10 protein-coding genes and 2 pseudogenes are annotated in these 13,886 nt (G+C 70.3%); 10 read left to right on the top strand and 2 right to left on the bottom strand.

Going from position 1 to position 13,886, the window contains the following annotated elements; all coding sequences use genetic code 11:
* Positions 1-63: 63 nt before the first annotated feature.
* A complete protein-coding gene (locus tag AB0J57_RS02195; protein ID WP_366125992.1) occupies positions 64-1,677 on the bottom strand; it encodes an alkaline phosphatase D family protein in 1,614 nt (537 codons plus the stop codon).
* A 131-nt stretch (positions 1,678-1,808) separates the two neighbouring features.
* On the opposite strand from AB0J57_RS02195, the gene AB0J57_RS02190 reads away from it, so the two are divergent.
* Entirely contained in the window at positions 1,809-2,774 is a 966-nt protein-coding gene (locus AB0J57_RS02190) for a pirin family protein (protein ID WP_366125991.1), read from the top strand.
* Between the two features lie 145 nt (positions 2,775-2,919).
* Here AB0J57_RS02190 and AB0J57_RS02185 read toward each other — a convergent pair.
* Positions 2,920-3,543: pseudogene (locus AB0J57_RS02185) on the bottom strand (potassium transporter TrkA); the annotation flags it as partial.
* A 1,112-nt stretch (positions 3,544-4,655) separates the two neighbouring features.
* Between AB0J57_RS02185 and AB0J57_RS02180 the strand changes: the two are divergent.
* The 9 genes and pseudogenes from AB0J57_RS02180 to AB0J57_RS02140 all read left to right on the top strand — a co-directional run bounded on the left by AB0J57_RS02180 (position 4,656) and on the right by AB0J57_RS02140 (position 13,759).
* Positions 4,656-4,766 (top strand): keywimysin-related RiPP, encoded by a 111-nt coding sequence (locus tag AB0J57_RS02180; RefSeq protein ID WP_215072813.1) that lies wholly within the window; start codon positions 4,656-4,658, stop codon positions 4,764-4,766.
* Between the two features lie 25 nt (positions 4,767-4,791).
* Complete coding sequence (locus tag AB0J57_RS02175; protein ID WP_366125990.1) at positions 4,792-6,648, top strand: lasso peptide isopeptide bond-forming cyclase; 1,857 nt, start codon at positions 4,792-4,794, stop codon at positions 6,646-6,648.
* Between the two features lie 41 nt (positions 6,649-6,689).
* Entirely contained in the window at positions 6,690-6,944 is a 255-nt protein-coding gene (locus AB0J57_RS02170) for a lasso peptide biosynthesis PqqD family chaperone (protein ID WP_366125989.1), read from the top strand.
* Positions 6,941-7,375, top strand: a complete 435-nt coding sequence (locus tag AB0J57_RS02165) for a lasso peptide biosynthesis B2 protein (protein WP_366125988.1) — start codon at positions 6,941-6,943, stop codon at positions 7,373-7,375. The genes AB0J57_RS02170 and AB0J57_RS02165 overlap by 4 nt, the downstream gene beginning before the upstream one ends.
* The gene (locus AB0J57_RS02160; RefSeq protein WP_366125987.1) at positions 7,372-9,228 is read left to right on the top strand and encodes an ABC transporter ATP-binding protein; all 1,857 of its coding nucleotides are present in this window, start codon (positions 7,372-7,374) and stop codon (positions 9,226-9,228) included. The genes AB0J57_RS02165 and AB0J57_RS02160 overlap by 4 nt, the downstream gene beginning before the upstream one ends.
* A 131-nt stretch (positions 9,229-9,359) precedes the next feature.
* Positions 9,360-9,713 (top strand): STAS domain-containing protein, encoded by a 354-nt coding sequence (locus AB0J57_RS02155; RefSeq protein ID WP_366125986.1) that lies wholly within the window; start codon positions 9,360-9,362, stop codon positions 9,711-9,713.
* Between the two features lie 885 nt (positions 9,714-10,598).
* The gene (locus AB0J57_RS02150; protein WP_366125985.1) at positions 10,599-10,823 is read left to right on the top strand and encodes a hypothetical protein; all 225 of its coding nucleotides are present in this window, start codon (positions 10,599-10,601) and stop codon (positions 10,821-10,823) included.
* A 454-nt stretch (positions 10,824-11,277) separates the two neighbouring features.
* A pseudogene (locus AB0J57_RS02145) lies at positions 11,278-11,394 on the top strand (pirin family protein); the annotation flags it as partial.
* A gap of 292 nt (positions 11,395-11,686) precedes the next feature.
* A complete protein-coding gene (locus tag AB0J57_RS02140; RefSeq protein ID WP_366125984.1) occupies positions 11,687-13,759 on the top strand; it encodes a SpoIIE family protein phosphatase in 2,073 nt (690 codons plus the stop codon).
* The last annotated feature ends 127 nt before the right edge of the window (positions 13,760-13,886 follow it).

Here is a 13,886-nt window from a genome sequence, read left to right as displayed (position 1 = left end):
GGGAGCGGGCACTGTGCCCGTGGGTGGCGCCGAACGGGTGAATCCGGCGCCCGGCGGCCACCGTCAGGCGGGGTGGAGGCCGGGCATGCCCGTACCGGTGGAGAAGGTGGCGGCCGTGCTGAGCGTGCCGCCGGGCCGGGTGACCGTGGAGACGGTCTTGAAGGCGATGTCGGCGCTGAGGTGGCCCAGCCTGATGACGGTGTAGCCCCGGCGCCCGTCGTAGAACTTCAGGTGCGGGTTGGCCTGGGTGAGGCTGTTCCAGTTGCCGGGCTTCTGGGCACCGTCCCTGCCGCTGGTGACGGACGTCGTGGCGATCTCGGTGCCGATGACGCGTGAGGCGGGGTTGTTGAAGTCCGCCTTCAGGTCGAAGCCGTAACCGACGTGGGCGTCACCGGACAGCACCATCAGGTTGTCCAGCCCCGCCGCGACCGCGCCGTCCAGGATGCGCTTGCGGGAGGCCGGATAGCCGTCCCACGCGTCCATGGAGAGCGTGTAGTTCGCCGTGGGCGCGCTCCGCCGCTGGGCGAAGGTGACCTGCTGCGGCACGACGTTCCACACCGCGTCCGACTCCTTCCACCCGTCGAGCAGCCAGCGCTCCTGCGCGGCGCCCGTCATGGTGCGCGAAGTGTCCTCCGACTCGGGCCCCGGGGCGTGCCAGCCGTCGCCGTACGCCTGGTTGGAGCGGTACTGGCGGGTGTCGAGGATGTCGAACTGCGCGAGGCTCCCGAACGACAGCCGCCGGTACAGCCGCATATCGGCGCCGACGGGCCGCTGCGGCGGACGCAGCGGCTGGTGCTCCCAGTACGCCCGGTACGCGGCGGCGCGGCGCAGCAGGAACTCCTCGGGCGGTACGCCGTTCTCCGGAACCGCCCCCGCGTAGTTGTTCTCGGTCTCGTGGTCGTCCCACGTCACGACGAACGGATGCGCCGCGTGCGCGGCCTGGAGGTCGGCATCGCTCTTGTAGAGCGCGTAGCGCAGCCGGTAGTCCTCCAGGGTGACGGTCTCCCGGTTGAAGTGGGCGGGCAGTTGCCGGTCGGTGTAGCCCCGGTGTCCGCCGGCCGAGTCGACCCCGTACTCGTAGATGTAGTCGCCGAGGTGCACCACCATGTCCAGGTCCTCGGACGCCAGGTGCTTGTACGCCGTGTAGTAGCCGTCGAAGTAGGCGGCACACGCCACCGCGGCGAACGTCATGCTGGTCACCCAGAAGGAGTCGGGCGACGGGGCGGTACGGACACGGCCCACGGGGCTGATCCAGGTACCGGCCTTGAAACGGTAGTAATAGACCCGGTCCTCATCCAGGCCCGGCACCTCCACATGGACACTGTGGGCGTACTCCGGATGGGCGGTGGCGGTCCCCCTCTTGACGACCACGAAGAAGCGCTCGTCGTACGCGACCTCCCACTGCACCTCCACCCGCTGCGCCGGGAGACCGCCGTCCGGCTCGTACGGGCTCGGCGCGAGCCGGGTCCACAGCAGGGCGGAGTCCGGCAGCGGGTCACCGGAGGCGACGCCCAGCGTGAACGGATCCTTGCCGATCTTCCTGGCGTCCAGCACGGAAGGGCTCGCCGCACCGGCGGCCGGCAGGTGCGTGGTGAACGCCAGGGCGGCCGCGGCACCGGCGACGGTGAGGAAGTGACGACGCCCCACGCGCCGGGCGGCGGCGCGGAGCTCGGGCATGTGAGTTCTCATATGGCACGTCATATGCCCGCTTTGCTGGCGTTGTTGGCCCGGCATACGGGTGGTCTGACGACCCGTAAGCTCTGTGGGCCCGGAGCCCGGGCCGCGGGCCCGCCGGTAGGTTGGGCGGCATGAGCAACCTAGACCGTCAGGCCGCGCTCTCCGTCTGCGGCGGCCGCGGATTCGTCGTCGCCGAGCCGGTACGAGAGCTCCTCAGCCCCCGCCGCGTACAGCTCGGTGAATCCACCGAGGTGCGCCGCCTGCTGCCCAACCTCGGCCGCCGCATGGTCGGCGCGTGGGCCTTCGTCGACCACTACGGGCCGGACGACATCGCCGACGAACCCGGCATGCAGGTGCCGCCCCACCCGCACATGGGCCTCCAGACCGTGAGCTGGCTCCACGAGGGCGAGGTGCTGCACCGCGACAGCACCGGCAGCCTCCGGACGGTACGCCCGCGCGAGCTCGGCCTGATGACCTCCGGGCGGGCCATCTCCCACTCCGAGGAAAGCCCCCGCCCGCACGCCCGCTTCCTCCACGGCGCCCAGCTCTGGGTGGCCCTGCCCGACGCCCACCGCCACGTCGAGCCCGACTTCCAGTACCACGCCGACCTCCCCCACGTCACGGCCCCCGGCCTGACCGCCACGGTCATCCTCGGCGAGCTCGACGGCGCCCGCTCACCCGGCACCACCTACACCCCCCTGGTCGGCGCCGACCTCGCCCTCACCCGCGGCACGGAAACGCATCTGCCGCTCGACCCCGACTTCGAGTACGCCGTGCTCGCCATGTCCGGCGAAACCCACGTCGACGGCGTCCCGGTCCTCCCCGGCTCCATGCTCTACCTCGGCTGCGGCCGCACCTCCCTCCCCCTCCGCGCGGAATCCGACGCGGGCCTGATGCTCCTGGGCGGCGAGCCGTTCGAGGAGGAGATCGTCATGTGGTGGAACTTCGTCGGCCGCACCCACGAGGAGATCGCCCAAGCCCGCGCCGACTGGATGACCGGCACCCGCTTCGGCGAAGTCCACGGCTACTCCGGCGGCCGCCTGCCCGCACCCGAACTCCCGCCGGTGGCGCTGAAGCCACGGGGGAGGGTGCGCTGAGCTGCGCTGGTATGCGCTGACTGGGTTCCGCCTCGTAGGGGTGTTGCGATCCCGGTGGTCGTGTAAGTGGAATCGGGAGCCGAAGGTCGTTCGCTGCCTCGATCATCGGCGACCGGCAGTCCAAGGTCTGGTCGTGCGCGTCAAGTCAACGGCACACCCGGACCAACGACTGGAGGGCAGGACCGCCGCCAAAAGATCCTGACTTTTGATGCCTGCCGAGGAGTTCGGCCAGGGCCCGGCGGGTGGCGGCCGGGGCGACGCGGTCCTCGGGTTTGAGTACGTAGCCGGGGTGGAGGTCCCAGATCAGGCCGGTGGTGTGGTGTTCGCCGTCGGCCGGGCGCGGGGTCGCCAGGTCGGGGTGCCGGTCGGCGGGCGCGGTGGTGTCGAGGGCGAGGACGCGCCAGGCACCGGGACGGAAGGTTTCCGCGATGGTGCGGCCCTCCAAGCACGGGTGACCGGCGACCACGAGCGCGGCGAACAGCAGCACCCTGCGTTCGACCGGTATGGCGCCCAGGATCTGGCGGCCCATCATCGCTCCGGCGAAGGCGGGCGCGGCCAGGTGGGAGACGCTGCGGCTGCGGGTGAGCGCCTCGGGGTGGGCGGCGCGCAGGGTGCGGTACACGGCGGTGGCGAAGTCGTCGTCGTACAGCCGCAAGGCCACGCGCAGGTCCGCGACGCCCTCCTGGGTGACGTCGCCGATCACGGTGGGCACTCGCAGGCGGCGGGCGAGCGCGACGCCGTGCGCCTCGGGATCCTCCTCGACGCCTACGACAGGGATGTCGACGTCGCGGCGCCCTTGTGTGCGTCCTTGCGTACCGTGGGGGACCGGCGAACGTGGTGCGCCACGGTGGAGGGAGGATGCCCTCCGCGGCCGTTCTGGTGCTGTAACTGCGGTTAGCCTTCGCCGCTTGTCCCGGCAGACATAATCCGTGACAGTGGCGTGCTCTCAGGAGCACCTGGCCGCTCTGCGCGAGCTAGGTGCGCGCAGGCCGTACGTCAACGAAGAGCTGTGGATGGGGAGAGTCCCCCGGGTGCTCGACGCCACGCCGATGGGATCGGTCTTCAGCGTCTGGCGGACGAAGGCGGACTGCGGTGTGGCAGGTCGAGCAGGCGCTCGCGTGGCAGAACCAGCGGGCCGCCCAGGTGCGGGCGACGGCTCCTCACCCATCACCGTCGATCAACCCGTTCGCGGACAGTGGCGTCGTCCGCTTCGTCGGCACAGCAGGCAACATGGGACACAGAACAAGATCACCTATTTGCACGTGCTCATGCTGTACGCGCGACTTCCGGCAACGGATCCCCTCGGCCCACCAGAAGCCCCGAGAGACATAGTCGTGCCAACTCTTCATCGCCAGGTATTTCAAAAAATCTTCGGTGAACGTTCATTTGCTGGGCACAACTGCACCCCGATACGCTCGCCGCATCTGACCCCTTGCAGCCTGCGGCAGCAGCGGGCAACGGCAGTATCCAGCCATTTGGACATGAGGAGTAAGGGCGAGGAGGCGCGTCAACGGGACCGGCGCGCGCTCCAGCGGCTCCGTCGCCCTGCTACGCCGCGCGCCCCCTATCTGGCCCGTCGAGCCCTTTGCAATGTGCAGCTCGAGACGTTCTTTCGCTCTTGTCTGCACACCTCCCGTCGAATGTTTCATATTTGACCATCCGTGTGGCCGACAGGTTCGAATTCGGCCACATTTGTACTTCGTATATAGTCCTATTTTCCTTGGCCGTCTTGTCGGGGAATCCCTTCATGCGCATAGCTATTGCGTACGCCGCTTCCTCGTCCCGGACTCCCGATGAGCCCTGGGCCGGCGGCTGCGAGCCGGATTCCGGTTCGCAGCCGGCCAGGGAGGTGGTCGTGACACCTGCACGTGAGGAGAGGTCATGAAGAAGGCTTACGAAGCGCCGACGCTCGCCAAGCTCGGGACGTTCCGGAAGAAGACCGGGCTCCTGCAGAGCTCCGGCAACGACCGGCTGATCCTGAGCAAGAACTGACGATCGACGGTTCTGACCCGACGTCATGACTGAACTGCACGAGAGTGCGGGGACGGGCCCCGGCGACGCGCACTTCGCGGTCTTCACCGACCGTGAGGACGCGGCCGCCGTGGCCCGATCCTTCTCCCGCCCCGGAACGCGCATCCTGGAGCATGCCTCGGGCCGCCCCTGGCTGGTGGGGCAGTGGCACGACCAGGACATTGTCACCGCGCGCGCCGGCCACGCGGCCCTCGCCGTCATCGGCTGCTGTCCGATCAACGCCGCTGAACTCGAAGGCCATGCCGGACGGCTGCGCGACCTCGCCGAAGCAGACGCACTGGCCCGCTCGCTTCCCGGCAGCTTCCACCTCGTCGCCGCGCTCGGCGGACAGCTCAGAGTGCAAGGCACCGCGTCCGGGCTCCGATTGGTCTTCCACACCTCCGTCGACGGCGTGCGGGTGGCCGCCAGCCGCGCCGACGTACTCGCCGCCGCGCTCGGCGCCGAACCGGACGCGGAGCAAGTGGCGGTCCGCCTGCTGTGGCCGGTTCCCCAGCCGCTCGCCGAGGCACCCATGTGGCGCGGCGTCACCGCCGTGTCCCCACAGGACGCGCTGATCGTCGCGGCGGACGGCCGGACCGTACGCCACTCGCGCTGGTGGACACCGCCCGAGCCCGTACGGACGCTCGCCGCCGGCGCCCCGCTCGTCCGCGAGGCCCTCAGCGAGGCCGTCGGGGCCCGTACCCGCCAAGGCGGCGTGGTCAGCTGCGACCTGTCCGGCGGCCTGGATTCCACCTCCATCTGCTTCCTGGCGGACCGCTCACCGGCCCGGGTGGTCGCCAGCACCTGGCCGGGCCGCGACCCCGCCGACACCGATCTCTTCTGGGCCGAACAGGCCATCCGGTCACTGCCGGACGTCGAGCACGTCGTCCATGACGCCGACGCCTCCCCGCTGGTCTACGACGACCTGCTCGGCATCGACGACCTGCTGGACGAACCGACCATCGGCGTCATGGACCGCTCACGGGTCCTGCACCATCTGCCCGCCATGGCCGAGCGCGGCAGCCGGCTGCACCTGACCGGCATCGGCGGCGACCACGTCGCCTGGTGCTCCGAGGCGTACTACCACCGACTGCTGCGCACCCGCCCGCTGTTCGCGCTGCGGCAACTGCGCGGATTCAAGGCCTTGTGGCAGTGGCCCCTGGGCGCCACGGCACGCGCGCTGGCCGACTCGCGGCCCTACAGCACCTGGCTGGCCGACGCCCGCTGCCACCTGCGTGATCCGCTGCCCGCAACCGTGGCCACCAGCCTCGGCTGGGGCATGCCCCCTCGGCTCTTCGACTGGGTCACCCCCGACGCCGAGCGGGCGGCCCGGCGGGCGCTGAACGAGGCCGCGGAGAGCGCGTCCCCGCTCCACCCGGACCGCGGCCTGCACGCCGACCTCGAACAGATCCTTTCCTGCACGCGCATCATCCGCCAGTGGGACCGGATGGCGGCCCGCGCCGGGGTGCCGATGGCCTCGCCGTTCCTCGACGACCGCGTCATCGAGGCGTGCCTCGCGGTCCGCCCGAGCGAGCGCGTCACGCCCTGGCAGTACAAACCGCTCCTGTCCGCCGCCATGCACGGGATCGTGCCGGACGCGTGCCTGCGGCGCAGCAACAAGGCCGCCGCCTCCATGGACGCCTCCAACGGGCTGCGGGAACACCGCGCCGATCTGCTGGCCCTGTGGGAGGACTCGCGACTGGAACGGCTGGGCCTCGTGGACGGAAAGGCCCTGCGCCGGCTCGCTGAGCGGCCCGCCACACCCGAGCTTCGTCACGCGACCCTCTACTCGACCATCGCCGCCGAAGTGTGGCTGCGCGGCCTGCCCCGCACCACGAAGTCCGCAGCCCCCACCAGTCCCTAGAACCGGCCTCTGAACTCGATCACGGGAAAGGTACGCACACCATGGCATTGCGGTTCGGCGTCAACGTCTCCACGGCGGAGACCGACTACGGAACGGTCCTCCTGGACGAACGCGCCGGAGAGTACTGGGAACTGAATCCCACCGGCACCCTGGTGGTCAAGACGCTCATGGCGGGCGGTGACGAAGCAGCCGCGGCCGACGCGCTGACCGCCGAGTTCGACATCGACCGCGGGCGGGCGGAACAGGACGTCGCGGCGTTGGTGGCCGAGCTGCGGACGGCGGGGCTGGCGGAATGACAACGCCCAGCGCCCTGGAGAGGCCCACCGGAGTGTCCTTCGCGCGGCGCCAGGCCGCGCGTTTCCTCCTGCTCCCCGCCCTCGCGCTCTCCCTCCTGCCGCCCCGCCGGATCCGCGCAGTCCTGGAACTGGCATGCCGCGGAGCCACCCCCGCCACCACCGGCCAGGCCCAGGCCGCGCGGGACGCCATGTGCGCGGTGAGCCTGCGCTGCGCCGGCCCCAAAGGCTGCCTGCCCCGCTCCCTGGGCGCGGCGCTGCTGTGCCGTTTGTCGGGGGCCTGGCCGACCTGGTGCACCGGTGTGAGCGTGGTGCCTCCCTTCAACGCACATGCCTGGATCGAGGCGGACGGCCGCCCCGTCGGCGAAGGCGTACCCGACGACTACTTCACCCGGCTCATCGCCGTCGCCCCCAGGAGCCGATCGGGCCGATGACCGACAGCACCATGGACCAGGCACGGGCGACGGCGGAAACCGACCGCTCCACCCGGGCCGCGGTCGCCACCATGTACCGGCTCACCGCCGGACACCGGGGTTCCATCGTCGTCGCCACCATGCTCACCCTGACCGGCTCGGCGCTGGGCCTCGCTCAGCCGCTCGTGGCCAAGCAGGTCGTGGACGCCAGTGGACGGGGGCAGGTGCTGTGGCCCCTGCTGCTGCTCCTGGCCGTGCTGTTCGTCACGGAGGCGGCCACGGGCGCGGTGGGCCGCTTCGTTCTGGAGCGCATGGGCGAGGGTGTCGTACGACAGTTGCGCCACAGTCTGGTGGCGCGGCTGCTCCGGCTGGAGATGCGGGAGTACGACCGGCACCGCAGCGGTGACCTGATCTCCCGCGTCACCGCCGACACCACCCTGCTGAGGGAAGTGGCGTCCCAGGCACTGGTCGACCTCGTCACGGGGGCACTCGTCGCGGCGGGCGCGATCGTCCTCATGGTGTGGATCGATCCGCTGTTGCTGCTCCTTGTGGCCCTGACCGTGGCAGCCGCCGCGGCGATCGTCGCCTCCCTGCTGAAGGGCATCCGGGCCGCCTCCGAACGCATGCAAGGCTCGGTCGGTGCGATCGCCGCCGACCTGGAACGCGCGCTCGGCGCCCTGCCGATGGTGCGCGTCCACCGCGCGGAGGACCGTGAGGCGGCGCGCATCGGAGAGCGTGTGGAAACGGCGTACAGCGCCGGCGTACGGACCGCGAAACTCGCCTCGGTGATGAGCCCCGCAGTTGAACTCGCCGTCCAGGGCTCCTTCCTGATCGTCCTGGTCATCGGCGGCCTGCGGGTGACCGGGCAGGCCAACTCCCTCGGTGACCTGGTCGCTTTCCTGCTGTACGCCTCGTACCTGGTCCTGCCGCTCTCGTCGGTTTTCCGCGCGGTCGGCCTGATCCAGCGCGGCATGGGTGCCTACCAGCGGATCGAGCAAGCCCTCGCTCTTCCTGCGGAGCCCACCCAGCCGGACCTGGCCCCAGCCCTCGAACAGAGGCGGTCGGAAGCGGACGCCGGGCCGGCCGCCCGAACCGATGCCCGCCCACCCATTGCGACGGACAAGGGGCAGGACGAAGCGGCAGCCCTCACCGTGCATAACGTCTGCTTCGGCTATGACCCGGACCGGCCAGTGCTGCGCGGCGTCTCCTTCACCGTCCCGCACCGCAGCCAGACAGCCCTGGTCGGCCGGTCGGGCGCAGGCAAGAGCACCATCTTCGCCCTGGTCGCCAGGTTCTACGAACCCGATTCCGGAAGCTTGCTGTTCGACGGCCTGCCCGCCGCCGAACTGAGCCGAACCGCCTGCCGCGAACGCATCGCGGTCGTCGATCAGAACACCCACGTCGTCCACGGCACCCTGCGCGACAACATCACCTATGCCGCACCCCACGCCACCGACGCCGAAGTACGGCGCGTCGTCGAGCTCGCCCAACTGGAGGGAGTCGCACGGCGACTGCCCGGCGGCCTGTCGGGCATGCTCGGCCAACGCGGCGGCACCCTGTCGGCCGGGGAACGCCAACGCATCGCCCTGGCGCGCGCCCTGCTCGCCCGCCCCTCACTCCTCCTGCTCGACGAACCCACCTCCCACCTCGACAGCATCAACGAAACCGCGCTCACCACCGTGCTGAGGGACGCTGCGCGGGAATGTGCCCTCCTGGTGATCGCACACCGCCTCTCCACCGTTCAGCACGCCGACCGGATCATCGTCCTGGACGAAGGCCGCGCTACTGCCTGCGGACGCCACGAGGAACTACTCACCACCAGCCCCACCTACCGCAAGCTCGCCGCCGGCCAGATGCTCCACACACGCGAGTGAAACCGGCACCCGACGCGTGCCCCAGCAGGCAGGCAATAGCGTTGACCAGAACGTGAACACTGCAAGCCCGAGCCACATACTGACCGGAATGTCGCCCCGGCGCGGACCCCCCGCCGGGTGTCATACCAGCCGTGGTCCGTGCGTGCCGGAGCCACGATGACGACACCCTCATCATCGAACTGCAGTACGAGATCGATCACTACAGCGCCGGCCCCCTGCGCGTGACGCTCACCGCAGCAGCCGCCTGTGGCTTCCGCCGCCTCGTCTTCGACACCAGAAGCGTCACATTCGCCGACTCGGCCCTGTTCACCGCGCTGGAATCCTGGCAACGCCACGGCCGGACGGTTCAGATCGCACAGCCCTCACCAGCGGTTACCCGCCTTCGCCAGGCCACCGCCCCATCGGGGGGGCGTCAGCCCATCTGCGGATCTGCCATGGTCTCGCTCCCTGGCCGGGCGTCGGGTAACACCACCCAGGAGACGTGAGTGCCGCCGGCTAGGAGAGGAGCTATATGTGGCGCTATAGGCGGCGGGTTCTCGGTGCCTGGGTCATCACCGCAGCCACGGTGTCAACCATCGTTTTGGCCATCGCAGTCCAGTCGACGCTGCTCTCTGTCATCGCGATCGTCATGGCGGCGGTCACATTCTGCGCCTGGCTCTTTGTGGCCATCGTCGGCAACTCAGCCTTCGGGGACTCTTCCTCCGGCGAGGGAGGCCACGGTCCAGGTGGGTGCGGCGGAGGAGTCAAGTGCGGAGGCGGCGAGTGTGGTGGAGGACTCTGGGAGACCGATTCCATGCGAGCTTGGCGTGCTCGGCCAACTCAGGCAGGCCGTCCTCATGGCTGTTTGGGTTGCGTTTGCCAGCGAAGCAACCCTCGGCGCTGCACTGCGGTGCCCACTGCGGACAGTGTCGCTGCCGTCGTCGGACATCAGGCGCAGAGGGACTGTCCCGGTTCGGGGGCGTCCTTCGAGAACGCGCTCTGGAACAGGGCGGTCTCGCTTGAGTCGCAACGACCGGCCTTGTTCTGCGCCTAGGCGTTCACCTGCCTCGCGGCAGCAGTGATCGCCTCGCGGACGTGTCCGCTTCGCCACAGTGGACGGGTGCCTTCCCAAGCCCAAGGATGCGTGGTGCCGGCGCTCAACAGAGGAACGTCGTCTCCGGCCTTCTCGCGCACTTCTGCCTGGCGCTCGAGCAGAGCGAGCGCGTGCAGGACGGCTTCCCCGTGCTGGACCCGCCGGTTGGCCTTGGAGTTGCGGTCGTCCGGCACTTCGGTGCGCCAGAGCGGTATCACTCGGTCGAGAATCTGCTCCCCCTCTTGGAGCTGAGGTTGGCCGCCGTGGCAGGGCCGCGCAGCGCCGTGAGATTGGCGAAGTGAATGAGTTCGTCCCGGGCCCGTGCGATGTTCAGGTGCGTCCCCCATCATCAACGGACGACTGCCATCAGCGTTGGGCATTTGCAGCCGCGGCTTCAGATCTGCTTGATGACCCCGCGTGCGAGGTTGACGGCGGCGGCTTCTCCGTTGCGCATGCCGCAGCCGCTCATCAGGTCGGCGAACAGCAGGAACGTTTCGTCGCCGGCGGCGCGTATCTGCCGTAGCTGGCGAGGTACGGGATGACTGCGCGTTTCGGGTCGTACTGGGGTGGCATGACATTCGACTGCGTCGCCAGGCCGGCGCCGTTGCGCTCCATGGTGCGGATGAACCCGTCCACGACCTTGTGGTCGAGGGCGCCTGAGTCCGGGAGGCTGCCTTCTTGGCGTTGTAGACATCCGTCAACCGCTGGATCGCGTCGTCCTGGGTGGCGAAGCCCGACACTCCTCCACCTGCTTCCCGGCCGCATCCCGATACCGGACCTTGTACAGGTGTGGACACTTCGACCACCGCGATTTTGCGTGCTCGCAGTCTTTGAGGAAGGTGTCCATGCCGTGGGCCAGGGTCTTGCTCACCAGGAGGGGAGACTCCTCGGAGACCACTGCTGACGGTTTGCTGACCGTCGATGGCCCGAGACGTCCCTGACCTGCATGGATACCTGCAGGACGCGGTATGTGGTGCCGCGCCGACTGGATGACCGGCACCCGCTTCGGCGAAGTCCACGGCTACGCCGGCGGCCGCCTGCCCGCGCCCGAACTCCCGCCGGTGGCGCTGAAGCCACGGGGGAGGGTCCGCTGAGCTGCGCCGATATGACGCAGCCGACGGCCTCCAGTGCGACGTGCGCGGTTCCCGTTCCCGACAGAGGCGTCGACCGGGATCCGTGGTCGCCGCCATCCGGAGAGTCGCGATCGAGGACACGTTTCGGGGCCGGCCCGTCACGGTGAGGTACGCGGGGCCTCGGCCACGGCCCGCCCGGAGGGCCGATGCGGTCCCGATGTCCGCACAATGGAGACAGAGGGCCCGAGTCGCGTGACCGGCGTGCCGTCCGCGCGGACTCGGACCGCCGTGCCAAGGGTGGAAGGGGCCGGTGGTGGCATCGGATGGGTCGGGGCGTGAGCAGGCTCCCGGTTCGCTCTGGTCCGAGCCCGGGACGCTGCTGGAACACGTACGCGTGGCGGTCTTCGGCATCGGTGAGGACGACCGGATCTGCTACTGGGGGCCCGGCGCGCACGATCTCTTCGGGCACGACCCGGCAGGGGCGCTGTCCCGGCCGGCCGATGTCCTCCTCGCGGAACCGCGCTCTGACGCGGCCGACGCCCCGATGTCGCTGAGCGAGCGGGGCCGCACCCTCGGGTACTGGCGCGGTCGGCTGCGGGCCCGCCACCGGGACGGCACGGTCTTCGACTGCGGGTTCCGGGTGTTTCCGGTGACCGGCGTCGGAGGGGCGACCGTGGTCATGGCGCTGGCCAGCCGGAGCGACCAGCTCGACCGGGTGAAGACCAATCTGGCCTTCCTCGACTCCCTCTTCGAGACCTGCCCCATCGGCCTGGTCATGCTCGATGAGGAACTGCGCTACGTCCACCTCAACCAGGCGCTCGCCGACATGGACGGACTCTCCATCGAGGAGCACCTCGGGCGACGGATGGACGACATCATGATCACCTCCGACGGCGGCGCGTACGTGCGGATGCTGCGGGAGGTCGAGGAGGAGGGGCGCCCCGTCGTCGGCGCGCTGGTGGGAGTGCGCACGCCGGGCCGTCCGGACCGCGACCAGGTGCGGTCGGTGAGCTTCTTCCCCCTCAGCGGGGCCGTCGGCAGCCGAACCGGTCTGGGCGGCCTGCTGGTGGACGTGACCGACCGGGAGCAGGCGATCATGGAGGCCACCGCCGGCCGTCAGCGGCTGGCCCTGCTCAACCGGGCCGCTGCCGCCATCGGCACCACCCTCGACGTGAACGTCACCGCCCGGGAACTGGTCGAAGCCGCCGTACCCGACTTCGCCGACGCCTCCGTCGTGGAGGTCGTGGAGTGGATGGACGAGCACGAGGTGTTCGATCCCGGCCGCCCACTGATCACCCGCCGGATCTCCTCCGGCACCACCCTGCCACCACCCGCCACGGAGCTCGTGAGCGGACTGGAGCACGTGACCTACCCACCCGGTTCCGCGATCCACCGGATGCTGGAGACGGGCGGCGTCGTCTCCGTACCGGTGGACGACGAGTTCGTGACCCGGACCGTCATTCACCAGGACCGGGCTCAGCTTCTGAGGGACAGCGGCCTGACCTGCATTCTCATCGCCCCGCTCATCGCCCGGGACACCGTTCAGGGCCTCGCCATGTTCGGCCGGTCGGCGGCCCGTCCCGCCTTCACCGACCAGGACCACGGCCTCGCCGGGGAGCTTGCCTCGCGCGCCGCGCTCTGCCTGGACAACGCCCGTCTCTACAGCCGGGTCCAGGACATCGCGCTCACCCTCCAGCGCGCGCTGCTGCCCAGCGCCCTGGCGACCAGCCCCTATACGGAGGTCGCCCACCGCTACGTGCCCGGCAGCCACATCACCGAGGTCGGCGGCGACTGGTACGACGTGATCAGCCTGCCCGGCGGCCGGATCGCCCTCGTGGTCGGTGACGTCATGGGGCACGGTGTGCCGGCCGCCGCGGCCATGGGCCGGCTGCGCATCACGGCCAAGGCGCTCGCGCGGCACAACCAGGAACCGGGCGACCTGCTCGACGAGCTGGACGCCTGCGCCCAGGAGGCCGGAATCGAGCTGGCGACCTGCCTCTACATCCTGTACGACCCTGCCACCGGGCGCGCCCGCATCGCCAGCGCCGGGCACCCCCCGCCCCTGGTACGGAACCCGGACGGCACGGTCGAGTCGATCGACGACGTCCTGGGCGTCCCGCTCGGGGTGGGCGGCCTGCCCTTCACGACGACTGAGGCCGAGCTGGCCGAGGGCGCCGTCGTCGCCCTGTACACCGACGGACTCATCGAGGCCCGCGGCCGGGACATCGAAGAGGGCCTGGACGCGGTACGCGCCGAACTGCGCGGTGACTGCGGCGACTTGGAGTCGGCCGCGGACCGCATGCTGACCGGCCTGCTGCCCGGCCCACCCGACGACGACACGGTGCTCGTCCTCGCCCGCGTCCACCGCCTCCACCCCGCCGGCTAGGCGCCCCTCGGGGCGGCGGCACCCGCGTCAGGTCGGAGACCCGCATCCGGACCTGCCGCTCGGCCCGAGCGCGCCCTCCACCCCTGCCTTTGAGTGCGGGCCTGCCGAAAACGCGCGCGGACAAGTG

The sequence above is a fragment of the Streptomyces sp. NPDC049837 genome, from assembly GCF_040674455.1.
In the GTDB taxonomy this organism is placed as follows: domain Bacteria; phylum Actinomycetota; class Actinomycetes; order Streptomycetales; family Streptomycetaceae; genus Streptomyces.
This window is presented reverse-complemented; position numbering and strand designations above follow the sequence as displayed.